A 26,403-nucleotide genomic window follows, 5' to 3' on the forward strand; every position below is an offset into this window, starting at 1 on the left:
GCCATGAGCGACCGGCCTGGCTATTGTCAGCGCCTGGTGGAAATGCCAGTGTAAATTTCCACAGATCGTGAGGTTCCACCCGATGTTCATTGGTTTACTGCCGTTGCGCTCAACAGGTAGCTGGTCGCCGCCGATCGATAGCTGGTCGCCCGAACTGCCCGGGGCCACGACACAACTGGTGAACGCGGAGTGCACATGCTAGAACTCGATCATTTCAGCCACGGCTGGTTGACCCCGGTCATGGCCTACCTCGTGTCCTTTATCGGATCCGCACTCGCCCTCCGTTGTGTGGTGCACGCTCGGTCCTCCGATTGGCCTGCCGGGTGGCTCGCCACCGCCGCCGTCTCCCTCGGCGGGGCGGGCATCTGGGTCATGCATTTCACCGCCATGCTCGGCTTCTCCATCCACGGCGCCACCATTCGCTACGACGTGCCGATGACGCTGCTCAGCGCGGTCATCGCGATCGTGGTCGTCTGGATCGGGCTATCGATCGTCGTGCGCGGTCGAAACGAATTCGTGGCACTGCCGATCGGCGGCGCGATCACCGGACTCGGCGTGGCCGCCATGCACTACCTGGGCATGTACGCGATGAAAACCGCCGCACACGTCGAATACGACCGCAAAACGGTTGCCGTGTCGGTGGTGATCGCGGTGGTCGCGGCCACCGCGGCGCTGTGGTTCATGCTGCATGTCCGCGGTCTGTTCGCCACCATCGGCGCCGCACTGATCATGGGTGTCGCGGTATGCGGAATGCACTACGTGGGGATGACCTCCATGCACGCCAGCCATTCCGATCACGAGGTCGACAGCGGCGGTATCGATCCGCTGCAACTGGTGACGCCGCTGATCGTGACCGTCACGATGGTCATCATGATGCTGATGGTCGTTGTCGGGCTGGCCGAGATCGATGAACGCAGCACCCGCGAAACGCTGCCCGCCCGACGCGGACCACGCGAACCGTTGGCGACGACAACCGGATCCTGGCCGGTGATCACCGATGTGCGTCCCGACTCACCCAGCTGGGGGCTGCGTAGCAGCTCGGAGTCCGAACAGCGAAGGCGCCATCGTCTCGACTCCGATCGGTAAGTCGGCTTCACCCGTGGCAGTACCGCGCGATGAACCGGCTCAGAATCGCGCTGGGCACCGTGATCGATTCACGATGACCGAGCTCGATCAGGTTCTCGGCCTCGTCCGGTTGGAAATAGCCCGCGTGCCGGTAGACCTCGATGCGTAACGCCAGTCCGTCGCTGTCCAATTCGGGATGGAATTGGGTCGCGTACACGTGCTGACCGACGCGGATCATCTGCACCGGGCAATCGGCCGATTCGGCCAGCAATACCGCACCGGGCGGCACGTCCTGACAGGCTTCCTTATGGCCGACGAAGGCCCGGAAGGTTCGTGGCAGGCCCGCTAGCAGCGCGTCCGCGCGGCCGTGCTCGGTCAGGTCGATGGTCTGCGCGCCGACCGGCTCACTATATTGCCGGACGCTCACCTCGCCGCCGAGCACGTCCGCGAGGATGCCCAATCCGTAGCAGGCGCCCAGATACGGGAAATCCCGGCCGACGATTTCGGTCATCAGCTTCTTCAGCTTGGGTTCGAATGTCCGCTGGTATCCGTATTTCTCGGGGTCCGGACTGCTGACATTGCTCGGTCCGCCACCGACGATGACCGCCGAGTAATCGTCGAGGTCGATATCCGGGAAATCCTGGTCCATCTGCACCCGGACCGTGTCACTCACATCGAGGTCGGCCATGCGCAGGACGGCGCGGTATTCGTCATCCGCGGCGGGTCGCTCCGGCCGCAACTGCAGGACTAGACACGGCTTGGTCATGCTTCAGATTGTGGAAGATCGGCGGTCAGTTTTCATCCAAGACCGCCTTCAAGAATTCGCGAGTCCGATCTTGCCGGGGATCGGTGAAGATCCTGTCCGGATCACCGTCCTCGAGCACCCGTCCGGCGTCGAACATCATGACCCGATCGGAGACCTTTCGGGCGAACTGCATTTCGTGAGTCACGCACAGAAACGTGATCTCGGTATCGGCCGCGATATCCGCCAGCAGATGCAGCACCCCGGTCACCAGCTCCGGATCGAGCGCCGAGGTCACCTCGTCGAGCAGCAGCACTTCCGGTTCCATGGCCAGCGCCCTGGCAATGGCGACTCGCTGCTGCTGGCCGCCGGACAGATGTGCCGGGCGGGCGTCGATCTTGTCGGTCAGCCCGACCAGTTCGAGCAGCTTTCGGGCCCGCTCCTCGGCGGCATCTTTGGATTGGCCGAGACCGCGGATCGGGCCTTCGGTGACATTGCGCAGCACGGTCATATTCGGGAACAGATTGAACTGCTGGAAGACCATGCCGATCTTGCGTCGCATCCGACGCAGGTGCGCCGGACCGGCGGGCACCAATTTGTCACCGCGCCGCTGGTGGCTGAGCAACTCGCCGCCGACCTCGATGGTGCCCGCGTCTATCCGTTCCAGTCCCATGAGCAGACGCAGAATCGTGGTCTTGCCGGAGCCGGACGGCCCGATCAAGGTGACGAACTCGCCCGGCGCAATGGCGAAATCGAGTTCGTCCAGGCACACCGTGGCGCCGTAGCGCTTTTCCACACCGGTGAACCGGATCATCGGTTCAGACACGTCGTTCCAACTTTCGTACCAGGATCGAGCACGGATAGCTCAACGCGAGGAAGGTAAGACCGGCCGCGAACCAGGCCTCGGGTCCCGCGCCACCGGTATCGGCCGCGTATTCGGTTTTGACCTGGTAGACCATGTCGAGAATGACGATCGAGGACAGCAGCGGCACCTCTTTGAACATGGCGATCGTGTAATTGCCCAGCGCGGGCAGCACCCTCGGCACCGCCTGCGGCAGAATCACATCGGTCCAGGTGCGGGTGCGCGGCAGATTCAACGCCGTGGCCGCCTCCCACTGGGCCGCGGGCACCGCGTCGATGCCCGCGCGGAACACCTCCGAGGTGTAGCAGGCATAGTGCACGCCGAGTGCGGTCACACCGACCACCAACCGTTGGGTGTCGATGGAGAACCCGCCGAGCAGATCCGGACGCACCACCCAGTAGAGGAAGAATATCTGCACCAAAAGCGGTGTGCTGCGGATGAATTCGATGAACGCCCACAGCAGCTGATCGATCACCGGAATCCGCAGCCGCCGGATTACCGCGAAGATCAGTCCGAGGGCATACGCGACCAACGATCCGAGCAGGGTGTACTGGATCGTGACGAGCAGCCCGTCCCAGATGAAGGGAAAGGCGTCGAAGAAGCGGTCCCACCGCCATTTCTCCATCAGACCCCCACGTGTGCCGAGAGTCGGATGCTCGATCGCTTCGGCCGCCGCCCGACCCGCCGGGCCGCCAACAGCTCCAGCACCCGCATGATCACCGTGATCACCACCGCGATGAGCAAGTACACGACCAGCTGGATCGCGTAGATGAGACCGAGTTCGCGAGAGAACGCTGGCACCGCACGCAGTTCATCGGCTTTCTTGAAAACCTCCGGCACCGCGATAAAGCTCAGCAGCGCGGTGGCTTTCACGAGTTGGATGAACAGATTGTTGAACGACGGCAGCATCTCCACCACGGCCTGTGGCAGGACCACCCGCCACATCCGTTGCGCCGGTGACAGATTCAGCGCGATCGCGGCTTCGACCTGCGACTGCGGCACCGATCCGATCGCGCCCCTGACGATTTCGGCACCGTAGGCACCATGGTTGAGACCGAGCACGATGATGCCGATGACCAACAGCCCCTTCGCCGTCGCACCGAGCGATACTCCGAAGAAGATCGGTATCGCCACCGCGAAGAAGAACAGCTGCACGACTTCCGAGCTGCCCCGGAACCCCTCCACATAGATCCGGGTGACGAACCGCACCGGCAGATACGGCGACAGCATGGCGATCCCGGCGACGAAGGACAGCACGACGGTCAGCGTGATACCACCGACCGCCGCCCACAGCGTGAAGGGAAGACCCTGGAGTACCCGCTCGAGGTAGGTCGAGAAATGCGAGGACACGAGGTCAAGCCGTGCAGTACTGCTCGGCGGTGGCGGCCGGATCCGCCTCGTTGGCCTTGGTCAGGCCGAACGGCTCCACCAGCTTCAACCATTCACCGCTTTCGTGCAGTGCGCGCAGTTCGCGGTTGAAGTCCTCGCGGAACTTGTCGTCGCCGATGCGGAAGTTGAAGGTGCCGACATCCGGCTTATTGCCGAAGCGGAAGGACGGGCCGACCGCCAATCCGGCATCCGGATTGTTCTTCACCAGCCATGCGGCGGTGACGTCGAGCATTGCCGCGCCGTAGACGTCCTTGTTGCGCACCGCGCGCAGGATGTCGTCCTGTTTGGCCATCGGCTCGACGAGTTGGGATGGCACACCGGAGGATTGCGCGTAGCCGTTTTCGACCGCGCCGCCCAATGTGGCGATCCGGACGTTCTCCCGGGTGATGTCCTCGAAACGGTTGATATTGCGCGGATTGCCTTCCGGCACAAGGAATGCCGAACCGACTTGGTAGTCGGGAACGGCGAATGCCGAGCTCGCACATCGCTTCGGATTGATGAACATGCCCGCCGCTACGAATGCGTAGTTCTTCGCTCGCACGCCGTCGATCAGGCCGTCGAAATCGGTGACCACACCTTCGATTTCATTGATACCGAGTCGTTTCAATACCGCGCGGGCGACGGTCGGGGCATATCCGGTCAACTGGCCGTCCGCACCGAGGAATGCCCACGGTGCCTCATTGGCGAAGCCGACCTTGATCTTGCCCGAGGATTTCGCATCCTCGTAGGTCACCGCCGCCGCATCGTCGCCGCCCAATCCACAGCCCGCTACCACCACGAGGCTGGCCGCGGCCACCGCTGCGGCCATGGCGCGCCGCAATCGCGCACCTTTGAATTCGAACTTCATGACCCCGTCCTTCCGCAGACACACGAGTCGACCCATGGTCGCGGATGAACTTTGCGATCGCCCTGCCGAATTCTTTGCGGTCACATGACGACACGAACTATGGTTGCGCGAATACCGAACCGGCCTCGACCAATTCGGTCGCACGGCGCGCGATCGCACTACCGAGCTCACTGGTCGTCGCCGTGCCGCCGAGATCGGGTGTGCGAATTCGACCTTCGCGCAGGACGTCACAGACCGCTCGATCGACGGCCGTGGCGGCGGCATGTTCGCCCAAATGCTCCAACAGCATTGCTCCGGCGAGAATCTGCGCGACCGGATTCGCAATGCCCTGCCCGGCGATATCGGGCGCACTGCCGTGTACCGCCTCGAACATCGATGGCGCCGTGCGCTCGGGATTGATATTGCCCGATGGTGCCAGGCCGAGGCCACCGGTCACCGCGGCGGCGAGGTCGGACAGGATGTCACCGAAGAGATTCGATCCGACGATCACGTCGAGCCGATCCGGATGCAGCACGATTTCGGCGGCCAGCGCGTCGACATGCAGTTGCCGGGTCTGCACCTGCGGATACTCCGAGGAAATGCGTTCGAAGATGCTGTCCCAGTAGGGCATCGAGTGCAGCAGACCGTTCGATTTGGTCGCCGAGCACAGGCGTCCGTCGCGTTCGAGCGCCCTTTCGAAGGCGTAGCGGATGATCCGTTCGCAGCCGACCCTGGTGAAGATCGATTCCTGTCGGACGAATTCGTCGGTGCGACCCGGATGGTGCATGCCACCGATCGCGGAGTATTCGCCCTCGGAATTCTCCCGCACGATCAGGATATCCAGGTCTTCGGCGCTGCGGTCGCGCAAGGCGGATTCGGTGCCGGGCAGCAGGCGGACCGGGCGCAGGTTCACGTACTGGCCGAAGGCACGGCGCAGCGGAATCAGCAATCCCCACAGCGAAATATGATCGGGCACACCGGGAAAGCCAACCGCGCCGAGCAGGATCGCGTCGAATCCGGCGAGTTGACCGGGTGCGTCGGCGGGCATCATCGCTCCGGTACGCAGGTAATTCTCACAGGACCAGTCGAATTCGGTCCATTCGATGCCGGGCAGTACCGCGTCGAGTACCGCGACGGCCTCGGCGGTGACATCGACACCGATGCCGTCGCCGGGAATGGTGGCTATCCGGTAGTTGCTCATACTCGCACTCCGATGTATTTGGTCTCCAGGAATTCGTCTATGCCGGTAAGTCCGCCCTCACGGCCGAGCCCGGATTCTTTCACGCCGCCGAACGGTGCGGCGGGATTGGAGACTACCCCCTGATTCAGACCGACCATGCCGGTTTCCAACGCCTCACACACCCGCAATCCGCGCCGCAGATTTTCGGTGAAAACATAGCCCACCAATCCGTATGGCGTGTTATTCGCGCGCGCGACGACCTCGGCTTCGGTATCGAAGGCGGCAATCGCCGCGACCGGTCCGAAGATTTCGGTGTGGCACATCTCGGCCTCATCCGGCACATCGGTCAATACCGTTGCGGGATAGAAGTTTCCGAGACCATCCAGTGCCGCGCCGCCGGTGCGGACGGTGGCTCCGCGACGGACCGCATCGGCGACCAGACTGGTCACCTTCGCGACCGCGTCGGCGTCGATCAGCGGACCGACGACCACTCCCGGCTCGGTGCCGCGCCCCATCGGCAGCGCCGCCAGCCGATCCGCCAGCCGAGTCGCGAATTCATCGACGACGCTGCGCTGCACAAAGATTCGGTTCGCGGCGGTGCACGCCTGACCGATATTGCGCATCTTCGCCGCCAGCGCTCCCTCGACGGCCTCATCGAGATCCGCGTCCTCGAATACGATGAACGGCGCATTGCCGCCGAGCTCCATCGAGGTGCGCATCACGGTCCGCGCGCACTGCTCGAGCAGCAACTTCCCGACGGCGGTCGAACCGGTGAACGACAGTTTGCGCGAGCGGTTGTCCAGAATCATCGGGGTCATCACCGCCCCGGGATCGGATGTCGTGATCACATTGACCACACCGGCCGGAACACCGACCCGATCCAGAATGTCCGCCAGCGCCAGCATCGAAAGTGGTGTCTGCTCAGCGGGTTTCACAACGCAGGTGCATCCGGCGGCCAGTGCCGGACCGATCTTGCGGGTACCCATGGCCATCGGGAAGTTCCACGGCGTGATGAGCAGGCTCGGACCGACCGGTTGTCTGGTCACCAGAAATCGCGAACCACCCGCGGGGGCAGGCATATACCCACCGTCCAGCCGAACAGCCTCTTCGGCGAACCACCGGAAAAACTCTGCCGCATAAGCGATTTCACCGCGCGCCTCGGCCAATGGCTTACCCATTTCCAGCGTCATGATCAGCGCGAGTCGTTCGGTATCGGCGAGCAGCGCCCGGTGCGCGTCCATGAGGATGTCGCTGCGCTGCCGAGGCGTCGTTCGCGCCCATTCCGCCTGTGCCCGGTGGGCCGCGGCCAAGGCGTCCAGTCCGTCGGTCGAATCGGCATCGGCCACCTGGCACAACAACTGACCGGTCGCCGGATCGATGACCGGGAGCGTGGCGGCTGTTCCGCGCCATCCGCCGTCGATGAACAGTCCGGTCGGAACCGTGTCGATCGCGGCGCGTTCGGCTGCGGTCAGGGCGGTTTCGGTGAGCATGTGGGCTCCTTTTCATTCCCGACGCGGCCTTCGGCCATTGCTGCGAACCCGGTGCCCATGTTATGCATATTGTCAACAATCCGACAATAGACAATCAGTGGATACGCGCCCCGGGAGGCGGAACATGACCGAGCTATCCCCCGTTCTCAAGCAGGCCACCCCGGTAACCGTCGACCACGGGTCGGGCTGCTACCTCTACGGCACCGACGGCCGCCGCTATCTCGATTTCACTGCGGGCATCGGCGTCACCAGCACCGGCCACTGCCACCCGCACGTGGTCGCGGCGGCCCAGGCCCAGGTCGCCAGCCTGATCCACGGCCAATACACCACTGTCATGCATCGGCCGCTGCTCGAACTGATCGAGCGACTCGGCACCGTCCTGCCCGAAGGTCTGGACACGCTGTTCTTCGCCAACTCCGGCAGCGAGGCGGTCGAGGCCGCGCTGCGGCTGGCCCGCCAGGCCACCGGACGGCCGAATATCGTTGTCTTCCAAGGCGGATTCCATGGTCGCACCGTCGCGGCGGCGACCATGACGACCTCGGGCACCCGGTTCTCCGCCGGGTTCAGCCCGCTGATGTCCGGTGTGCACGTGGCGCCGTTCCCCACCGCGTTCCGCTACGGCTGGACCGAGGCCGAGGCCACCGCCTTCGCACTGCGCGAACTCGATTACCTCTTCGCCACCGTCACCTCCCCCGCCGAGACCGCCGCATTCGTGGTCGAACCGATGCTCGGCGAGGGCGGCTACATCCCCGGCAACGCCGCGTTCTTCCGCGGGCTGCGCGAACGCGCGGACCGGCACGGCATTCTGCTCATCTTCGACGAGATCCAGACCGGCTTCGGCCGGACCGGAAAGTTCTTCGGACATCAGCACTTCGACGTCCGTCCCGATGTCATCACCATCGCGAAGGGCCTGGCCAGCGGGTTCCCGCTGTCCGGCATCGCGGCGCCGCGCGAGCTGATGGCCAAGGCCTGGCCGGGCTCGCAGGGCGGCACCTACGGCGGCAATGCGGTGGCCTGCGCGGCGGCGATCGCGACACTCGAGGTGATCCAATCGGAGGGATTGGTGGACAACGCCGCCGCGCGCGGTGCTCAACTGCTCACGGGACTGCGCGACAGTGCCACCAAGGCGATCGGCGATGTGCGCGGCCTCGGACTGCTCTGCGGCACCGAATTCACTACGGCCACAGGCGAACCCGATACCGCCACGGCCGCCGCCGCCCAGCGGCTCGCGGTCGAGAAGGGACTGCTGCTGCTCACCTGCGGTGCGTATATGAATGTGGTGCGGATGATCCCGCCGCTGATCGTGACCGATACCCAGATCGACGACGCGCTCGCGATCTGGTCGACCGTGCTCGCCGAACTCCCCGCGTGACCAGGAGGCAGAACCGATGGCCCGCTACATCTCGATCACTCTGACCAAGGCGGGCGTGACCTGCCGAGCCCGACTGCTCGACGCGGAAGCACCGCAGACCTGCGCGGCGGTGTGGGATGCGCTGCCCAAGGAGGGCGACGCATTCCACGCCAAGTACGCCCGCAACGAGGTGTACACGCTGCTGCCACGGATCGCGGCGGCACCACATCGGGAGAACCCGACCGTCACCCCCATTCCGGGCGACGTGTGCCTGTTCGATTTCGAAGCGTGGGAGATCGGCAATCCGGCCTACGGCTACGAGCCGGGGACGGCGGCGCACCACGAGCAGGGCGCCACCGACCTCGCTTTGTTCTACGGCCGCAACAACTTACTCATCAATGGTGATATGGGCTGGGTGCCCGGCAATGTCTTCGCCACCATCGAAGAGGGCCTCACCGATCTCGCCGCCGCCTGCAACACTCTCTGGCTGCACGGTGTCCAGGGCGAAACCTTGGCATTCGCCCGCGCCTAACCCAACACGTACTCGGCATAGCGGGCGACCGCGAGGACCAGATCATCGGAGTGGCGCGGCCCGATGATCTGCAGTCCGACCGGCAGCCCCGCCGCGGTCTTGCCCGCGGGGATGCTGATCGCGGGCTGCTGGGTCATATTGAACGGATAGGTGAACGGCGTCCACTGCGGCCAGCTGTCGAGCCCGCTGCCCGGCGGAACATCGTGTCCCGCCTCGAAGGCGGTGATCGGCATCGTCGGGGTGATCAGCAGGTCATAGGTGGTGTGGAAGGCACCCATGGTGATGCCGAGTTGAGCGGCAACCGCGCGGGCGTCGAGATAGTCGACGGCACTGACGGTTTCGCCGCGCTCCCAGACCGCGCGCAGTCCCTGGTCCACATTCTCGCGCGCACCGTCCGGGAATTTCGACAACATGGTGGCCGCACCGGCGGCCCACAGCACTTCGAACGCCTCGCGCGGGTCATCGAAGCCCGGATCGGTCGCGATGACCCGTAGCTCGGCATCGGCCAGCCGCCGCACCGCCGCATCCACGATCGCGGCGACCTCCGGATCGACCTTCGCATAACCGAGCGTCGACGAGTAGGCGACGGTGAGTCCGCGCACCTCGCGCGACATCTGGCCGCGGAAGGTCGTCACCGTGGGCGGCAGCTCGGTCGGATCGCGCGGATCGGGCAGCGACAGAATGTCCATGAGCAGCGCGGCATCCTCGACGGTCCTGGTCATCGGCCCGGCGTGGGCCAGCGGACCGAACGGGCTCGCCGGATACAGCGGGACCCGGCCGTGCGTCGGCTTGAAACCGACGATGCCGCAGAACGCGGCCGGAATGCGAATGCTCCCACCGCCGTCCGTGCCGACCGATACCGGACCCATCCCGGCCGCCACCGCCGCCGCGCTGCCACCCGAGGAGCCGCCCGAGGTTGTCGTGGGATCGACCGGGTTGCGGGTGATGCCGGTGAGCGGGCTGTCGGTGACGGCCTTCCAAGCGATTTCGGGCGTTGTCGTCTTCCCGAGGAACACCATGCCGTCCTCGCGCAGCCGGGCCGCGACCGGGCTGTCGACCTGCCAGGGACCGCTCGGATCGACCGAGGTGCTGCCGCGCCGAGTCGGCCAGCCCTCGGTCAGGAAGATGTCCTTGATCGAGATCGGCACACCGTCGAGCAGTCCGCGGGCATAGCCCGAATTCCAGCGCGCCTCAGAATCTTTGGCTTGTACCAGTGCGCGATCCGGATCGACCAGACAGTAGGCATTCACCGCACCGTCGCGCGCCGCGATGGCTTCCAGAATCGCCTCGGTCGCCTCGACCGGGGACAGGGTGCCCGCCGCGTACGCCGAAACCAATTCGACGGCGGTCATCGCGGCCGGTTGAGTATTGCTGTCCGGGTAGCTCATGGCAGGGCTCTCCTTCAGCCGGGCACGTACCCCAGCTCTTTATCGACCACGTTGTCCAAAGTCCGGCCGGCGATCCAATTATCGAAATTTCGGGTGAACGCCGTGACGACCTCGGTTCGCCAGCCGCTGAAATCGCCCGAATTGTGCGGAGTGATAAGCACATTCGGCAGATCCCATAGCGGATGCCGCGCCGGTAGCGGTTCCGGATCCACCACATCGAGTGCCGCCCCGGATATCGATCCGGTGCTGAGTGCGGCGAAAAGGTCGTCGGTGACAACGAGTTCCCCACGTCCGACATTGACAAACCTGGCATGTGGTTTCATCGCGGCGAACGCCTTGGCATCGAACATTTCCCGGGTCTGCGGCGTCAGCGGCGCCACCGCGACCACGTAGTCGGCAATGGGAAGTTCGGCGTGCAGATCGGTGCTCACGGTGCCGAAATCCGGGTCGGTGGCACGCGCGCGGCGGCCCACCGCGCGCACGGTCATTCCGGCGGCGCGCAATAAACGCGCGATGGCGCGACCGATCGATCCGGTTCCGACTATCAGTACGGTGGCGCCCGAAATGCGTTCGGATTCGCGGTGCCGCCATTCGTGCCGCTGCTGCAAGCGCAGCGATCCGGACAGATCCTTGGCAAAGCCGAGAATCTGACCCAAGACATATTCCGCGATGGCCGTATCGAATACGCCACGTGTGTTGGTGACCACGACCTCGCTCTCCCGCAGTTCGCCGAACATCACCGGATCCACCCCGGTCGAACCCATATGTAGCCAGCGCAACCGGTCGGCCGCGTGCCAGGCACCGGGGATCGCGCGAGTCAGGAAGTCGTAGACGAATAACACGTCGGCGCCGCGCAGTGCGTCGGCGAGTCCGGACGCTTCCGTGTACCGTACTTCGGCTCGATCGGCCACCGGGGCCATGAGGTCCGCGTCGGGCACACTGTCACTGTGCAGGACGGTGACAATCGGGCCCTGTTCCACATTGACACACTAAAATCGCATCGTATGATTGTCAACAATCCGATCGTTCTCGGAGGTCTAACGGCTGAGCGCGAGAGGGGCCGCATTGGAACTCGGCTTTCCCGATATCGAAGGGCCCGTGGCACAACGGGGGATCGGGATCATCGCACCGTTCGACCTCGCGCTCGAACGCGAACTCTGGCGCTGGGCACCGCTGGACGTCAGCCTGCACCTGGCCCGCACGCCGTATGAACCGGTGCCGGTTTCGATGGCGATGGCCGAGCTGGTCTCCAATCCGGTACATCTGACGGCCGCGACGCGCGATGTGATGCATGTCGAGCCGGAAGTCGTTGCCTACCTGTGCACTTCGGGCAGCTTCATCAGGGGCCTCGCCTATGAGAAGTCATTGCGCGACACCATCTGCCGGGCCGGAGCCCAAGACGCCGTCACCACCTCCGGTGCGCTCGTGGAGGCAATCCAGCATCTGGACATCAGCCGAGTCTCGGTGCTCACCCCCTACGACGAAATCCTCACCCACAAACTGCACGACTTCCTCGCCGAGGCGGGCTGCACCGTAATCCGTTCGGACCACCTGGGTTTGGGCGGCGGCATCTGGAAGGTCAACTACCGCACCATCGCCGAACGCATTGTCGGCGCGGACGATCCGCGCGCCCAGGCCATCTTCGTCAGCTGTACCAACCTGCCCACCTATGACGTCATCGAGCCGCTCGAACAGGCGCTCGGCAAACCCGTCCTGACCGCGAATCAGCTCACCATGTGGGCCTGCCTGGGCCGGATGAAGCTGCCGATGACGGGTCCGGGAAAGTGGCTACTCAACGTTTTCTGATTGGAAGAACATGCAGGCACCCACCGTCGGTTTCATCTACCCGGATCACGCGGCCGAGGACGACTACCCACTCGCCGCGTCGCTGCTCGGCGTGCGGCTGCCGGTGGCCCACATCTACGGCACCGATCTGCACGCCATTCCGGAGCTGCTCGATCTCGGCAGTCCGGACAAGCTGCGCCACGGCGCCGCACTGCTCGCACCCGACGAGCCCGACGCCGTCGTCTGGGCCTGCACCTCAGGGAGTTTCGTGTACGGCCCGCAGGGTGCGCGGCAGCAGGTGCGCGAGCTGGCTTCGGCCGCGGGTGTACCGGCGTCGAGCACCAGCCTCGCCTTCGTCGCCGCCGCGCAGGCGCTCGACGTGCGGCGCGTCGCGGTCGCCGCGAGCTACCCGGACGATGTCGCGCAGCTATTCGTGGAGTTCCTGGCCGATGCCGGAATCGAAGTGGTCGCCTTCTCCAGCGCGGGTATAGATACCGCCGCCGAGGTCGGCACCTTGACCGCCGCACAGGTGCGCGAACTGGCTGTGGCGAATGACCATCCCGACGCGCAGGCGCTGCTGATCCCGGACACCGCCATGCACACCCTCGGGGTTCTACCGGAACTCGAGGCGCGCTTGGGCAAGATCGTGTTGACGGCCAATCAGGTCACCATCTGGGAGGGCCTGCGGCTGACGGGCAGCACGGTGGCATCCGCTGTGCTCGGTTCCCTCTTCTCGGAAAGGCATATCCATGTCGGTCGTTGATTTCGAGCCGGTGAATCGGCAGTCGACGGCGGAAATGATCGCCGACCGACTCCGCGATGCGATCATGCGCGGCAACCTCGCCCCCGGCGCCCAACTCGGCGAAGCCGACCTCGCCACCCGATTCGGGGTATCGCGCGGCCCGGTTCGCGAGGCTTTGCAACGCCTGCTCACCGAGGGCCTGCTGTACAGCATCCGCAACCGCGGCATCTTCGTCATCGAACTGACCATCGACGACGTCATCGACATCTACCGCGCCAGAACCGCCATCGAAGGCGGCGCCCTTGCCCTCATCCTCGACGGCCGCCGGGATGTCGCCTATGCGGCGCTGGAGCCGAGCGTCACCGCCATGGGCGCGTGCGCCGAAAACGGTGATGCCGCAGGCGTTTCCGACGCCGACCAAGCCTTCCACGAGGCGCTGGTCGAGAGCGCGGGCAGTCCGCGCCTGGTCCGAGCGGCCCGCACCTTGCTGATCGAAACCCGAATGTGCTTGGGGGCGTTGCAAACAACGTATCCCGACTTGCGCGAACAGGCCCGCGAGCATGTTGAGTTGCGCGATGCGATCGGATCGGGGCCGGTGCGCCGGGCGCGCACGTTGCTTGTCGAGCACATGGACGACGCCGTCCAGCGCCTGCACCGTCAGTACAGCATCGGCGCGCAGGCGACCTGACCCGCCGCGTCGATCTCCGCTCGCGATCAGTCGATCAAGCCCCGCTCAAATACATTGCGGCACTTCACCATCAACGAGGGTGGCGTTGCGGTTCCCGTCCGCCGAGGACTCGATAGACCGATGGAACGCGTCCAATTGGTTGACGAATCGAGCGACCACCTCCTGCCTCCGGAGCTTCGCGGGCCCCAACTTTCCTCCTCCGATGTGCGGCGGAGTGTCGTAACCGAATCCGGCCAGCGATATATAGCATTTCCGCATCAGAGCCGTGGCCCCGACCATCTCGTCGTACGGATTGATCCACCGCAGTCGTCAGCGCCGCAGAAGTGTCGTCGGCGCATACTCGTCGAAAGGTTTGCGCATTGACCATCATGTCCTCGACAGTGCGGTGTCTCGGGTTGGTCGTGTTGCTGCTGGGACTGACCACACCGGCCGCGGCGACACCGACGGCTCCCGAGCTGGGGCACGCGGGCCGCTGGCTCACCGACGAGCACGGCCGAGTGGTCACCTTGCACGGCGTGAATTTGGTCTACAAGTACCCGCCGTACTTCCCAGCGGCGGGAGGTTTCGGCGAGAACGACGCCCAGTTCCTGGCCGACAACGGTTTCAACGCGGTGCGGCTGGGATTCGCATGGAACGCGGTCGAGCCGCAGCCCGGCGTTTACGACGACAACTACATCGCGCAGCTCGAGCAGACCCAGCAGCTGCTGGCCCGGTACAACATCTACAGCCTGATCGATTCCCATCAAGACGCGTTCAACGAATCGGTGGGCGCGAGTTGGAGCGGATTCCCCGACTGGGCGACGATCACCGACGGGTTCCCCTTGCAGCCCGACCCCGGCTTTCCATTGGTCTACTTTACGAGCCCCGCGCAAAACCAAACGTGGGCGAACTTATGGCACAACCGCGCTGCCCCCGATGGCATCGGACTACAGGAACACTATGCGTCCATGTGGGAGCATGTCGCGCAACGGTTCGCGGACGAGCCGTACGTGCTGGGCTACGACCTGATCAATGAGCCGTGGCCCGGGTGGGAATACCCGACCTGCTTTCCACAGGGCTGCCCCCGGTTCGAGCGCGATGTGCTCGCGCCGTCGCAAGCCAAAGCGATGAACGCCATCCGCCGAGCCGACCCGAAACACCTGCTGTTCTACGAGCCGTCTGTAACCAACGATTTGGGTACGCCGGACTGGATGCCGAATCCCACCGGCGATCCGAACGCGAGCCTGAGCTTTCACGACTACTGCGTCGGCCCGGTCGACACTTGCATAAGCAACGGATTGGATCGCGCCGACGCCGACGGCGTTGTCGGGCTGGTGACCGAGTTCGGCGCAACCAAAGATGCGACGAGGCTGACTCGTCTCGCCGACACCTACGACGACAACATGGCTTCGTGGCTGTTCTGGTCCCAAGCGCAGAATCAGACACCTGGTCATCCCCAGGAGCCGCCGACCGGCCCAAACCTCATGGACCCGACCCTCGTCCGGCCATATCCCCGTGCGATCGCAGGCACGCCGCAGCAGTGGCACTACGACGGCGCGACCGGGACATTCACCATCCAATACAGTTCCCGCCGAGCCGATTCCGGCCAACCGTTCCCACCGGGCGCCCGCACCGAGATATACCTGCCGCCGAGCAACTACCCCAACGGCTACCGGGTCGAAGTCCAGGGCGCCGAAGTCGTATCGTCACCCGACGCCCAGCTACTCCAACTCAGCACCACCCCCGGACAGGACACCGTGCAGGTCACCGTCACGCGACGGTGATCGGCACCGACGCCACCTGAAGTTCCCACCGCGGACGAACTCGGGCAGTCCAGGCAATCAATCGAAATCTGACGGCCAGAAGACCGTTACCACGACAACCGCGAGCGGCAGCCCGATAGCGAACACAAGCCCGACCTGCGCCGCGCTCACCGGCGCACCCCACCCATCGGAGACCAGCGACCGAACGACACTCTCGGGGCAGCACATTCGACGTCGGCGACAGCCATCACGCGATCCAACGTCACGGCGTCCACGTGCGCTGAGGACGGCAGCAACACCACATCCGCACCCGACGACTCAACCTGTTCGGCCAGACCCAGTACCGAACCCGGGTCTGCCCAGCGCAGCGGATACCCCAAGCGCCGCGCCAACCGGCGCACCTGAGCCAAGTCCCATTCGAGCGTCGGCGATGTCGGGTCTATCCATCCGAGCGCATGCATTCCCCTGCCCTTCGTCCCCTGTCATTGGTTAGCTCCCGCTACCGAGGAACACTTCCGACCCGGCAGCGGGGCCGGAATCGACGCTATGAGGAAAAGCCTGGGCCGCATACGATTTCGCTGTTCACAGGCGTCCACAGGTCAGCCAACCCGTTAGGCTGGAGTAATGGAACCGGGTGCGCTCCTGCGCGCCGCTCGTGAAGCGGCGGGCGTCTCGCTGCGCGCAATGGCGGAGCGGAGCTACTACAGCAAGGCGTACCTGTCACTGATCGAGACCGGCCAGCGTCCAGTACCCGCCGGTGTCTTCGCGGCCTACGAGCGAGTGCTGGGCGCGGATCTGGAGCGGTTGACGGTAGTGACGCGAACACCGGCCAGCGTGGACACCACTGCCCTGTCCGACGTGGCAGTGATGTTGGCGGCTACGCGCCGAATCGAGGACGCGGCTGGGGCGGTCGCGGTACTTCCGGCGGTGCGAGGCATGTCTGCTATGGCCGAGGCATTTGCCAGTGAAGCGCGCACGGCACGGGCCGCGGCGGCAGGTCTCGCGTCAGAGGTCACGCAGTACCGGGGCTGGCTGGAGCATGCGATCGGCGCTGACGTTGCCGCCCGGCGTAGCCTCGGCACGGCCGTAAGCCTGGCGAAGGAGTCCCGCGACCCCGACCGGCTTGCCCATAGTCTGGGCTTTCTCGGCTACGTGACGGTAAGTGCGGGGAATTATGACGAGGTCGTCGCTCTGTCAGATGCCGCACTGGCGGTGCCGGGCGCGCACCCGATCATTAGCGCCTACGGCCGAATGCGACGAGCTGAACTGCTGGCCGCCCACGGCGAGAAGCGCGACGCACAGCGCGCGCTGGCCATGGCCGAAGCAGCGGCCGAAGCAGCCGACGGCGTCGAACCCCCCGCGTCGATGTATTGGTGGAGTACCGGATTCGGTGCCGTCCAACGCGGCGGTGTGCTGGCCATGCTCGGGTACACCGGCGAAGCGGTCGCAGCGGCGACACACGGGCTGGCCGCGATGCCAACCGAGCACCGCGAGAGTGAATGGCTGGCTTCCGCCCTGCGCCGAATCGACCCCGACATGAGCGGCACATGATGTGCTCGGCCCGCCGGACCATCAGGGGAATCGGCTAACTTGGCAGAGAACCGCGTGGCAAGGCAAGCGGTGCGAGGTGCTGAGGAGGTTCGGTGGATACGAACGCGGAGACGACGGGTTCCGCGAGTTTCGACGAACTGGCGGTCGAGATACGCCGTCGGATGGATTCGCTGTCCACCGCACACAAGAAGCTGGCTCAGCGAGTGCTGTCGGACCCCGAAGCGGTGGCGTTCATGACTGTCTCCGAGCTCGCCAGCGCGGTCGATGTCAATGAGGCCACGGTCGTGCGCTTTGCCAATGGCCTGGGTCTGAAGGGGTATCCGGGGCTTACGCGACTGTGTCGCGAACGGTTGCAGGAGCAAGCGCAACTGTTGCGGCGCTTCGACAATCTCGAACACCTCGTAGCCGAAGGTGTCGGAGCGCGCGAACAGACCGTGGCGCTGGATCAAGCGAATATCGCCCGCACGTTCGCGCGTATCGACGACGCGATGTGGGATTCGGCCATCGATCGGCTGGCCCACGCGCCCCGGGTGCATGTCATGGGTCTGCGCAAATGCCACGCCCCCGCATATCTGCTGACCTACCTGCTGCGGATGCTGCGCGAGGATGTGTCGGCGATTGATGCCACTGCGGGAACACTCACCGACGAACTGCGTCGGGTACGTGCGGGCGATTGCTTCGTCGCGATGTCGATCCACCGGTACAGCCTGGACACCGTGCGTGCCGCACAGTGGGCTCGACAGCGCGGTACCCACGTCGTCGCACTGACCGATACCGCCGTATCTCCGCTGGCAGTGTCGGCGCACGATACGTTCTACGTCGATGCGTCCAGCGCGAGCATCCTGCGATCGATGACCGCCTTCATCTCCCTCGCGCAGGCGATGACGGGTGCCGTTGCACAAGTCCTGGGGCATGAGGTTCGCCCGACCTTGCTCGAGGAGGAGAAGCTGTTGAGCGAGTTCGGCGTCTACGCCCCCGAGTGACAGCGGCGCGGTCGGCTACTCGGCCGTCGCCAACTGTGCCGCGCGGGCTCGGCGCTGATGAATCAGACCCGCGGTGACCGCGGTCGCGGTAACCAGGAGGGTCAGCGCGAGCGGCGTCCGGGTACCGGAATTCAGCGCCATTCCACCGACGATGGCCAGCAGGACGACTCCGACCGCGTAGGACAGGTACGGAGTGCCCCACATCTTCACCGGCAGTGCAGTGATCTGCGCCGCGGTCTTACGCCGACGCCCGATGATCTGGGTGGCACAGATACACAGGTAGACGACGACCGCGACCGCACCCGAGGAGCTGAGCAGGAAGGTGAACACCGCTCCGGTGGGCAGGAAGTAGTTCGCCACGACGGCCAGGAATCCGGCGCTGGAGGCGGCGAGAACACCGGCGACAGGCACCCCGGAGCGCGCGGTCCTCCCCAACACGCGGGGGCCTTCACCGCGGCGCGAGAGCGAGAACAGCATCCGCGATGACGAGTAGAGACCCGAGTTCAGGCACGACAACACCGCCGTGAGTACAACCAGATTCATGGTGGTCCGCGCACCGGGAACGCCGAGCAGGTCCAGCACCGCGGTGTACGGGCTCTCCGTGATTTGCGTTGCGTTCCAAGGCAATAGCGTGACCACGACGAGTACCGAGCCGACGTAGAAGATCAGGATGCGTCCGGCGACGCTGCGCATGCTCGCGCGCACCGCGCTGACCGGATCTTGCGCCTCGCCCGCGGCGATCGTCACCAGCTCGGTGCCGAAGTAGGAGAAGAACACCGTCAACGACGCCACGAGCAAAGGCATCAAGCCATTCGGGAAAAGGCCACCGTGCCCGAGCAGGTTGGCCGTCCACGGCGCCCGATAGTGCGGAAGCAGGCCGCAGATGGCCGCGATGCCGATTGCGATGAAGGCGACGATCGCGACGACCTTGATCATGGCGAACCAGAACTCGAAACGCGCGAAAGACGTTACCGCCGCGAGGTTTACGCCGGTCAAGGCGCTCATGAAGAGCAGCGAATACAGCCAGGTCGGCACCGACGGCAGGAGCTGACCGGCGACCGCCGCACCGGCGACGGCCTCGAAAGCGACTGTGACACACCAGTGATAGGCGTAGACCCAGCCCACCGACAGTCCTGCCCAGGTGCCGAGTTCACGGGAGGCGTAGCTCGAGAACGATCCCGTTTCGGGGCTGGCCGTCGCAAGCTCCGCAAGCATGCGCATTACCAGGATGATCACCAGGCCGGTGAGCAGGTAGACGATGACGATGCCCGGGCCTGCCGCGGAGATCGCTTTGCCGCTGCCGACGAACAACCCGGCGCCGATCACTCCACCGATGCCGATCATCGTCAGCTGCCGAGTGTTGATGCTGTGCTTCAGATTTCCCGAGCTGGGCACGATGCCTTCTTCCATGAACCGTGGGCGAGTAGTGACATACAACACGCTCAGCCGGTTCTATGCAATAGAAATTGCATAAGATGTACCGATTGCAAATGTCATGGCATAGTGCAGGTATCGAACCCCCGAGGAAGAAGTGAGGTCCATGTCCACAGTGCTGGTGAGCCGATCCGGTTCCATCGCAACGCTCGTTCTCAACCGCCCCGAACGGCTCAACGCCGTCAACGCGGAGCTGTACCGGACGCTGATAGACGAACTGACCGCCGCCGACTTCGACCCGGGGATTCGATGTGTCGTCCTCACCGGTGCCGGACGGGCGTTCTGTGTGGGCGCCGACCTGAAAGCGCACAAGTCCGGCAGTAGAACCCCGGCGGAGCAGGCGCGCTACGTCGAGCTGGGCCAGCGCGCCTGCGAGCAGATCCAGACGATGAGCACCCCGGTGGTGGCGGCGGTCAACGGATACGCCCTCGGTGCCGGTGCGGAGCTGGCCGTCAGCGCGGACTTCCTGGTCATGGCCGAGGACGCGCAAATGGGGTTTCCCGAGGTCAGCATCGGCACCTTCGTCGGTGGTGGCGTGACCAATCGGCTTCCACGGCTGGTCGGCCTGCGTATGGCCACGGACATGTTGATCCTCGGAGAGCGGTTCACCGGTCGGCAGGCACTCGAGTGGGGATTGGCCCATTCCGCGGTAACCGGGGATCTTCTGCTCAGTTCGGCCCAATCGCTCGCCGAAACCCTCGCGGCGAAGGCACCACTCGCGCTGGCCCGGATGAAGGCGGCATTGCACCGCGATGACCCCCTCGATGTGGCGCTGGCCACTGAGCCGCGCGAGCTGCTGGCATTGATGGCCACCCGGGATTGGGCAGAGGGCGTCGCCGCATTCGCCGAACGCCGCACCCCCGTCTTCGAAGGAAAGTAGCGATGACCAGCATCGACGACCGCGCGTCCAGCATCGAAGCTCCCACCCGCACCGCACTCGAGCGGCTGTTCGACCCACATTCCGTCGCCATCGTCGGCGCGTCCGCCAATCCCGCCAAGCGCGGATTCCAGGCTATCCGCGCCCTACAGCGGTCCGGCTACGCCTATCCCATCTACCCGGTCCACCCGACAGCACTGCAGATCCTCGGCCTCGGCGTGTATTCCTCGATCGATCGGCTCCCCCATGGCATCGACGTCGCGCTGATCGCTCTGCCTGCCGCCGCCGTCCCCGACGTGCTGCGCCGGTGCGCCGCCGCCGGTATCGCGGGAGCCGTCGTGCTCGCCAACGGTTTCGCAGAGATCGGGGAAACCGGCGCCGAACTCGCCGCCGCGCTCGCAACCGCGATCGCCGAGACCGGCATTCGGGTTATCGGGCCCAACACCTCGGGCCTGCTCAACGTCGCCTCGGGCGCGAATCTCGTTGGCCTCGAGGAGGTTCCGTGTGGCCCGATCAGTGTGATCACACAAAGCGGAAATATGCTGCTGTCGCTGGTCAACGATAATCAGGCGTTCAAAGGTCCCGGTTTCCACATCTGTGTCGGGCTGGGAAACCAGGCTGATATCCGGTACGACGAATGCCTCGCCGAATTCGTCCGTGATCCGGGTACGGGCGTCGTGGCAATTCATTCCGAGGGATTTACAGACGGACGGTCAATCCTGATCGCCGCCGCTCGTGCGGTGCCGGACACACCGGTTGCCATGCTGCGCGGTGGGCGCTCAGAGACGGGCCGCCGCGCCGCACGATCGCACACCGGCGCAGTCGCCGGATCGGACGCCGTGGCGGCGGCCGTGCTGCGGCAGGCCGGGGTGGAGCTGGTCGACCGCTCCGACGAGCTCGCGGTCGTCGCCGGTGCACTTGCCGACTGCGCCCCGATCGCAGCGGAACGTAAAGTCGCGATCCTCAGCGACGGTGGTGGCCACGCCACGCTGGCCGCCGACGCCCTCGCCGCCCGCGGCATCGAACTGGCCCGGCTCAGCGAGCGGACCCAGAAGCGGCTGCGGCACCTACTCGGCGCGACCGCAGCCGTGGCCGGCCCCGTTGACGTGGCGGGCGCCACCGACACCGACCCCTTGGTATTCGCCGAGGCCGCAGACATCCTCATGCGCGATCCCGAGGTCGGTCTCGTACTGGTCATCGGCCTCTATGGCGGCTACCATCTGCGCTTCGACCCAAAGCTGCGCGCGATCGAGGATTCCACCGCAGGATTACTGCTCACGCTCGTCGCCGAACACGGTGTCCCGCTGGTGATCCAGAGCTGCTACGCCGGTCTCGATATCGCCAACCACGACCGTCTGAGAGCGGGCGGCATACCGGTGATCAGCTCCATCGATCACGCCGTGCGGGTCGTGGCGGCCCTGGATCGGCGTGGTCGCCTGTTGGCGACTGCCCCGCAACGCTCCACCCTCGTACTTCCACCACCGGCCCCTGCCATCCCCGGATCGGGACTCCTCGACGAACCGACCGCACGGCGGGTTGTCGCCGCCACCGGAATCGAGCTCGGCGCATGGACTTTCGCACGCACCGTCGATGATGTGGCCACAGCTGTCACCGACTATCAGCGACCGTGCGCGCTGAAAGTTGTTTCCCCGCAAGTCATCCACAAATCCGAGGTGGGCGGAGTCAAGGTCGGCGTAGTGGCCGCCAAGGCCGCCGAGCACGCACAGGCGATCATCGACTCTGTCCTCGCGCATCTGCCCGACGCCCGCATCGACGGGATGATCGTCGCCCCGATGGCCGATGCCGGAATCGAACTGCTGGTCGGTGCCACTCGCGATCCGATTTTCGGGCCGGTGGTCGCCTTCGGTAGCGGTGGGGTGATGGTCGAGGCGTTGCGCGACGTCACATTTCGCGCCGCGCCCTTCACCGAGTTCGAGGCCCGGGAAATGATCGATGAGACGATCGCCGCCCGCATGCTCGACGGCTACCGCCATCTCCCGGTGGTCGACCGGCACCAGCTGGCCCGATTTCTGGTCCGCGTCGGTGATTTCGTAGCCGCGCACCCGGAGATATCCGAACTCGATCTCAATCCGGTGATCGCTTCCGGCTCCGGCATAGTCCCTGTCGATATTCGAATTGTGTTGCGCGAGAACACGGGAGACGGCAATGACTGAGCCGATCCGCATCGACCGCGTCGGCCATGTAGTCGTCTGGACACTGAACCGCCCGGCGGCGCGCAACCCGATATCCGCGGTCGACACGATTACCGCCCTCGAGGACGCGGTGACGGCGGTAAATCGCGACCACAGCGTGCGGGCGGCGATTCTCACCGGGGCCGGGACGGCCTTCTCCTCCGGCGGCGACGTAAAACAGATGCGCGATCGTGCCGGAATGTTCGGTGGCGCACCGGCGGAGCTACGCCAAGGGTACCGGCACGGTATTCAGCGTATTCCAAAAGCGTTGTACCACTGTGAGATCCCGACGATCGCCGCCGTCAATGGTCCGGCCATCGGTGCCGGGTGTGATCTGGCGTTGCTCTGTGATCTGCGGATCGCCACGCGCACCGCGGTATTCGCCGAGAGCTTCGTCCGGGTCGGACTCGTACCCGGCGACGGTGGCGCATGGCTGTTGCCGAGGGCGATCGGCATGGCCCGAGCGTGCGAAATGGCCTTCACCGGAGAACCGATCGATGCGCACACCGCGCTCGATTGGGGCCTGATCTCCGATGTTGTCGAACCCGACGCCCTCCTCGACACCGCCCACCGCCTCGCCGCCCGGATATCCGCCAACCCGCCGCACGTACTCCGGATGACGAAACGACTACTGCGCGAGGGCCGAAACCAGAGCCTGGACAGCCACCTCGAGCTGTCCGCCGCGATGCAGGCGGCCGCCCACCATACCGACGATCACCGCGAAGCGGTCGCTGCCATGCTGGAGCGCAGACCGCCAGCCTTCACCGGCCGATGAGCGGTCGGCTGGGATCCGCCGGCCGGTCCGTGGCTTGAACCTTGCGGCGGGCGCGGCTGGCGATCACCTTGCTTGCGGCGGCGGGTTTGCCCAGGATCTGGCCGATTTCGTGGAACGGAACCGCGAACATATCGTGCAGGACGAACTCCAGGCGCTCGCTCGGGGTGAGCGAATCGAGCACGACGAGCAGCGCGAGGCCGACCGAATCCGCCAGCGCCACTTGCTCATCCGGGGTCGGGTCGTCATCTGGCAGCACCACGAAGTCCGAAAACTGCTGCCATAGGAGGTTTCAGGGTGGGCCTGGCGGGAGCGCAGCAGGTCCAGACTGATTCGACCGACCACCGTGGTCAGCCAGCCCGCCAGGTTGCCGATGGCCGCCGCGTCCTGACGGACGAGGCGCATCCAGGCTTCCTGGACCACGTCCTCGGCGTCGGCGTGTGAACCCAGCACGCGGTACGCGACGGTACGCAACCGATCGCGCTGGGCTTCGAACCCCTCGGCTAACAGGCCGGACGGGTGAGCAGTCACGGCTTGCGCTGCTGACGCAGCGAGATCCGGTTGCCGTCCGGGTCCATCGCCTCGCCATGTGTTCCCATGCGTGTAACACGCCATCCGGACCTAGCCCACAGCACGGCGACATTCAGTTTTCGGAAACGAGCCCCGGCCGCATGTCGTCCCCCACTGGTCGGATCAGGCACGTCAGGAACCTGGGCAGCCCGTGCGGTAGCCGTATGCAGTAGAGCTCGACGAGCTGCCAATCATGTTCAAGGGTGAGCAGCCGAACGACCGATCGGGCCGATTTGATGCGGTCTTTCACCAAGTCCAAGAGCGGTGTGAGGTAGTACGCAAGATCGTCCGGATGGATGAGATGTGTTGTGGTCAAGTTGAATTCTTTTCGGTCCGCCGACGGGTCGGTGCCACGGGATGCTGGATGATGCCGCCAGGCGATGCTGGTCAGCGGCGGCGTCAGCCACTCGACAATCTGGAGGGTTTCGGTGTCGATCAATGCGATCGTGCCGCCGAGCAGCCCGACAGCCGCGTCGCCGTGATAGGTCGGTAGCACGATGCCCGGTTGCCGATCCTGCTCCACCTGGAGCAGCAGCCCACGCAGGGAATGCGGTGAGTGGTAGCGGAAGAGTCCGAAGACACGAGTTGTCTTCTCGCCATCGGCGGTCAGGACGCGCATCGGTCCCTGCCACTGCGTTCCTGGTTGCGCGTCGAGCGCTGCGGTTATCAGCCGGTCGCGTTCCTCGCACTCGATGATCCGCGACAGAAACCACGCCCCGTGCAGCAGTGGAAATTCCTCGGGCAGCACTGCCCCACCCCGCCCGCTGGTGCGCACGGTCCATTGCTTGCCATCCCACACCAGGACATCGATCGCGGGAGGGTCCGCGGGGATATCGTCCCGTGGACCGACCCACATCTGAACGGCCAGAGGCCCTCCGTCGGGTCCCGGCACCGGTAGCGCAAAGACCTTGTATCCGTCGCCGCGGATCCGGATTTCGCGCGCGCACATCCGGTTCGATGCGATGGCGTCCGTGATCGCCGAAGACGCAATACCGGCCAAGGACTTCGGACGGATCGCGCGATGCAGGGTCCGCTCGCGGGGCATGCCTTCCTCCGGCACGTGACGGATGACCATCCCCGGTGTCGCGGCATCGATCAGATACCACACGCTTTGCTCTTCCCCCGTTCATTCGACTGTCTGGCGGTCCTTCATCGCCTGCTGTGGTCGCGCCCCGCAACTTTCCGGCTGGTCGTCCACGGAAGTCGAATTCGGAGTCTACTATCAGCGAATTTGTTTCCGGTTGAGCCGAATTGGTGCGCTCAGCGCTTCGGTCTCGGCTAGTCATGTGTCGCGCTGTGGGGTCACACTCATCAGCTGTGGGGACTCGAACGCAGAACGGGCCGGACGTTGTCGTCAGCCATCACACGCTGACCCATTCGCAACGACGGCGTACCTATACCCTCGTTCGAACCCGGCACCTACGTGCCGACGCGGCACTGGTGATGGTTCTGCACGGCACCCTGCAAACCGGTGATTCCATCCGCGAATTCGCTGCCGGAGCCTTCGACTCTCTCGTCGAGTCGAGCGGAGCAATCGTGGCCTACCCCGACGCCGTTCAGCGGGAATGGAACGGGGCGCGCAAAGCAACCATGCTCGCCCGCAATGTGAAGAACATCGATGACGTCGGTTTCCTCGGCGCTCTGGTCGATGAGATCTCGTCGGCCTGGTCGATCGATCGACACCGGGTGTACGCGGTCGGATTCTCACTCGGCGGGCAGATGACGATTCGGCTGCTGCACGATGCGCCCGAACTGCTGGCGGGAGCGGCACTCATCGCGAGTAATCAGCCCACTGCGGAAAACCTCACGACATCGTCTCGACCACCGCTGGCAGTGCCAGTGGTCCTCATCCATGGCACCGAAGACCCTCTCGCGCCCTACAGCGGTGGCTACGTCAGCTTCCGGGGATGGTTCCCCAAAGGGGCACACCTGTCAGCGGCGCAAACGGCGGCGTACTTCGCCCACCGTAACGGGATCACCGCGCCGCCGTCGTTTCGTTGGATGAACGCCGACGACACGATCGCGGGCGAGGGGCACGTGTGTCGGACCGACTATCGAGAATCCGGTCACGCACCAGTCACCCTCTACGCCGTCGTCGGTGGCGGACATCAGATTCCCGGTGCCTCGACCGGGCTGCGATGGGTTTTCGGCAACCCTGTCTCGGGCTTCGATGCTACCGGCGCGATTGCCGACTTCTTCGACCTCACTCCCGGCTGAGTCAGCAGCGCAAACCGCAACCCCC

26 protein-coding genes and 1 pseudogene are annotated in these 26,403 nt (G+C 65.1%); 13 read left to right on the top strand and 14 right to left on the bottom strand.

Annotation, left to right across the window (positions count from 1 at the left end; translation table 11 throughout):
* Positions 1-195 precede the first annotated feature (195 nt).
* Positions 196-1,086, top strand: coding sequence for an MHYT domain-containing protein (locus ACQP1T_RS29525; protein ID WP_433756304.1), 891 nt, complete (start codon positions 196-198; stop codon positions 1,084-1,086).
* A gap of 7 nt (positions 1,087-1,093) precedes the next feature.
* On the opposite strand, the gene ACQP1T_RS29530 is transcribed toward ACQP1T_RS29525, so the two are convergent.
* The 7 genes from ACQP1T_RS29530 to ACQP1T_RS29560 all read right to left on the bottom strand — a co-directional run bounded on the left by ACQP1T_RS29530 (position 1,094) and on the right by ACQP1T_RS29560 (position 7,554).
* The gene (locus tag ACQP1T_RS29530; protein WP_433756305.1) at positions 1,094-1,831 is read right to left on the bottom strand and encodes a glutamine amidotransferase; all 738 of its coding nucleotides are present in this window, start codon (positions 1,829-1,831) and stop codon (positions 1,094-1,096) included.
* A gap of 25 nt (positions 1,832-1,856) precedes the next feature.
* Entirely contained in the window at positions 1,857-2,621 is a 765-nt protein-coding gene (gene ehuA, locus ACQP1T_RS29535) for an ectoine/hydroxyectoine ABC transporter ATP-binding protein EhuA (RefSeq protein ID WP_433762417.1), read from the bottom strand.
* A gap of 4 nt (positions 2,622-2,625) precedes the next feature.
* Entirely contained in the window at positions 2,626-3,294 is a 669-nt protein-coding gene (ehuD, locus tag ACQP1T_RS29540; RefSeq protein ID WP_433756306.1) for an ectoine/hydroxyectoine ABC transporter permease subunit EhuD, read from the bottom strand.
* Positions 3,294-4,019 (bottom strand): amino acid ABC transporter permease, encoded by a 726-nt coding sequence (locus ACQP1T_RS29545; RefSeq protein WP_433756307.1) that lies wholly within the window; start codon positions 4,017-4,019, stop codon positions 3,294-3,296. Before ACQP1T_RS29545 ends, ehuD begins: the two co-directional genes overlap by 1 nt.
* A gap of 4 nt (positions 4,020-4,023) precedes the next feature.
* On the bottom strand, positions 4,024-4,905 hold the full coding sequence (ehuB, locus tag ACQP1T_RS29550; RefSeq protein WP_433756308.1) for an ectoine/hydroxyectoine ABC transporter substrate-binding protein EhuB: 882 nt from the start codon (positions 4,903-4,905) through the stop codon (positions 4,024-4,026).
* A gap of 97 nt (positions 4,906-5,002) precedes the next feature.
* Positions 5,003-6,085 (bottom strand): tartrate dehydrogenase, encoded by a 1,083-nt coding sequence (locus ACQP1T_RS29555; protein WP_433756309.1) that lies wholly within the window; start codon positions 6,083-6,085, stop codon positions 5,003-5,005.
* Entirely contained in the window at positions 6,082-7,554 is a 1,473-nt protein-coding gene (locus ACQP1T_RS29560; RefSeq protein ID WP_433756310.1) for an NAD-dependent succinate-semialdehyde dehydrogenase, read from the bottom strand. The genes ACQP1T_RS29555 and ACQP1T_RS29560 overlap by 4 nt, the downstream gene beginning before the upstream one ends.
* A 124-nt stretch (positions 7,555-7,678) precedes the next feature.
* On the opposite strand from ACQP1T_RS29560, the gene ACQP1T_RS29565 reads away from it, so the two are divergent.
* Entirely contained in the window at positions 7,679-8,926 is a 1,248-nt protein-coding gene (locus tag ACQP1T_RS29565; RefSeq protein WP_433756311.1) for an aspartate aminotransferase family protein, read from the top strand.
* Between the two features lie 16 nt (positions 8,927-8,942).
* On the top strand, positions 8,943-9,437 hold the full coding sequence (locus tag ACQP1T_RS29570) for a DUF3830 family protein (protein ID WP_433756312.1): 495 nt from the start codon (positions 8,943-8,945) through the stop codon (positions 9,435-9,437).
* Here ACQP1T_RS29570 and ACQP1T_RS29575 read toward each other — a convergent pair.
* A complete protein-coding gene (locus tag ACQP1T_RS29575; RefSeq protein WP_433756313.1) occupies positions 9,434-10,825 on the bottom strand; it encodes an amidase in 1,392 nt (463 codons plus the stop codon). The genes ACQP1T_RS29570 and ACQP1T_RS29575 overlap by 4 nt on opposite strands.
* A 14-nt stretch (positions 10,826-10,839) precedes the next feature.
* On the bottom strand, positions 10,840-11,805 hold the full coding sequence (locus tag ACQP1T_RS29580) for a D-2-hydroxyacid dehydrogenase (protein WP_433756314.1): 966 nt from the start codon (positions 11,803-11,805) through the stop codon (positions 10,840-10,842).
* Between the two features lie 85 nt (positions 11,806-11,890).
* Here ACQP1T_RS29580 and ACQP1T_RS29585 point away from each other — a divergent pair, with 85 nt between their 5' ends.
* The 4 genes from ACQP1T_RS29585 to ACQP1T_RS29600 all read left to right on the top strand — a co-directional run bounded on the left by ACQP1T_RS29585 (position 11,891) and on the right by ACQP1T_RS29600 (position 15,803).
* Positions 11,891-12,631 (top strand): maleate cis-trans isomerase family protein, encoded by a 741-nt coding sequence (locus ACQP1T_RS29585; RefSeq protein ID WP_433756315.1) that lies wholly within the window; start codon positions 11,891-11,893, stop codon positions 12,629-12,631.
* Between the two features lie 10 nt (positions 12,632-12,641).
* On the top strand, positions 12,642-13,373 hold the full coding sequence (locus ACQP1T_RS29590) for a maleate cis-trans isomerase family protein (protein ID WP_433756316.1): 732 nt from the start codon (positions 12,642-12,644) through the stop codon (positions 13,371-13,373).
* Positions 13,360-14,040: a GntR family transcriptional regulator gene (locus ACQP1T_RS29595; RefSeq protein WP_433756317.1), complete on the top strand. Its 681-nt coding sequence runs from the start codon at positions 13,360-13,362 to the stop codon at positions 14,038-14,040. Before ACQP1T_RS29590 ends, ACQP1T_RS29595 begins: the two co-directional genes overlap by 14 nt.
* A 368-nt stretch (positions 14,041-14,408) precedes the next feature.
* Positions 14,409-15,803: a cellulase family glycosylhydrolase gene (locus tag ACQP1T_RS29600; protein ID WP_433762418.1), complete on the top strand. Its 1,395-nt coding sequence runs from the start codon at positions 14,409-14,411 to the stop codon at positions 15,801-15,803.
* Between the two features lie 146 nt (positions 15,804-15,949).
* Here the strand turns inward: ACQP1T_RS29600 and ACQP1T_RS29605 are convergent, their stop codons facing one another.
* Positions 15,950-16,243: a hypothetical protein gene (locus ACQP1T_RS29605; RefSeq protein ID WP_433756318.1), complete on the bottom strand. Its 294-nt coding sequence runs from the start codon at positions 16,241-16,243 to the stop codon at positions 15,950-15,952.
* Positions 16,244-16,406: 163 nt separating this feature from the next.
* On the opposite strand from ACQP1T_RS29605, the gene ACQP1T_RS29610 reads away from it, so the two are divergent.
* Positions 16,407-17,333 carry a helix-turn-helix domain-containing protein gene (locus ACQP1T_RS29610; protein WP_433756319.1) on the top strand — a complete coding sequence of 309 codons (927 nt, stop codon included), beginning with the start codon at positions 16,407-16,409 and terminating at the stop codon, positions 17,331-17,333.
* Between the two features lie 92 nt (positions 17,334-17,425).
* Positions 17,426-18,316, top strand: coding sequence for a MurR/RpiR family transcriptional regulator (locus ACQP1T_RS29615; RefSeq protein WP_433756320.1), 891 nt, complete (start codon positions 17,426-17,428; stop codon positions 18,314-18,316).
* A 15-nt stretch (positions 18,317-18,331) separates the two neighbouring features.
* On the opposite strand, the gene ACQP1T_RS29620 is transcribed toward ACQP1T_RS29615, so the two are convergent.
* Positions 18,332-19,711 carry an amino acid permease gene (locus tag ACQP1T_RS29620; protein WP_433756321.1) on the bottom strand — a complete coding sequence of 460 codons (1,380 nt, stop codon included), beginning with the start codon at positions 19,709-19,711 and terminating at the stop codon, positions 18,332-18,334.
* Between the two features lie 145 nt (positions 19,712-19,856).
* On the opposite strand from ACQP1T_RS29620, the gene ACQP1T_RS29625 reads away from it, so the two are divergent.
* The 3 genes from ACQP1T_RS29625 to ACQP1T_RS29635 are packed head-to-tail and all read left to right on the top strand — an operon-like array spanning position 19,857 to position 23,594.
* Complete coding sequence (locus tag ACQP1T_RS29625) at positions 19,857-20,630, top strand: enoyl-CoA hydratase/isomerase family protein (protein ID WP_433756322.1); 774 nt, start codon at positions 19,857-19,859, stop codon at positions 20,628-20,630.
* 2 nt (positions 20,631-20,632) lie between these two features.
* Positions 20,633-22,801 (top strand): acetate--CoA ligase family protein, encoded by a 2,169-nt coding sequence (locus tag ACQP1T_RS29630; RefSeq protein WP_433756323.1) that lies wholly within the window; start codon positions 20,633-20,635, stop codon positions 22,799-22,801.
* Entirely contained in the window at positions 22,794-23,594 is an 801-nt protein-coding gene (locus ACQP1T_RS29635; protein WP_433756324.1) for a crotonase/enoyl-CoA hydratase family protein, read from the top strand. Before ACQP1T_RS29630 ends, ACQP1T_RS29635 begins: the two co-directional genes overlap by 8 nt.
* Here ACQP1T_RS29635 and ACQP1T_RS29640 read toward each other — a convergent pair.
* The 3 genes and pseudogenes from ACQP1T_RS29640 to ACQP1T_RS29650 all read right to left on the bottom strand — a co-directional run bounded on the left by ACQP1T_RS29640 (position 23,581) and on the right by ACQP1T_RS29650 (position 25,269).
* Positions 23,581-23,850: a sigma factor-like helix-turn-helix DNA-binding protein gene (locus ACQP1T_RS29640; protein WP_433756325.1), complete on the bottom strand. Its 270-nt coding sequence runs from the start codon at positions 23,848-23,850 to the stop codon at positions 23,581-23,583. The genes ACQP1T_RS29635 and ACQP1T_RS29640 overlap by 14 nt on opposite strands.
* Before the next feature lie 104 nt (positions 23,851-23,954).
* Positions 23,955-24,206: pseudogene (locus ACQP1T_RS29645) on the bottom strand (sigma factor); the annotation flags it as partial.
* Between the two features lie 28 nt (positions 24,207-24,234).
* Positions 24,235-25,269 (bottom strand): GAF domain-containing protein, encoded by a 1,035-nt coding sequence (locus ACQP1T_RS29650; protein ID WP_433756326.1) that lies wholly within the window; start codon positions 25,267-25,269, stop codon positions 24,235-24,237.
* Positions 25,270-25,478: 209 nt separating this feature from the next.
* Here ACQP1T_RS29650 and ACQP1T_RS29655 point away from each other — a divergent pair, with 209 nt between their 5' ends.
* Positions 25,479-26,378 (top strand): alpha/beta hydrolase family esterase, encoded by a 900-nt coding sequence (locus tag ACQP1T_RS29655; protein ID WP_433756327.1) that lies wholly within the window; start codon positions 25,479-25,481, stop codon positions 26,376-26,378.
* Positions 26,379-26,403: the final 25 nt, after the last annotated feature.

It is taken from the genome of Nocardia sp. CA-135398 (assembly GCF_050955845.1).
Classification (GTDB): domain Bacteria; phylum Actinomycetota; class Actinomycetes; order Mycobacteriales; family Mycobacteriaceae; genus Nocardia.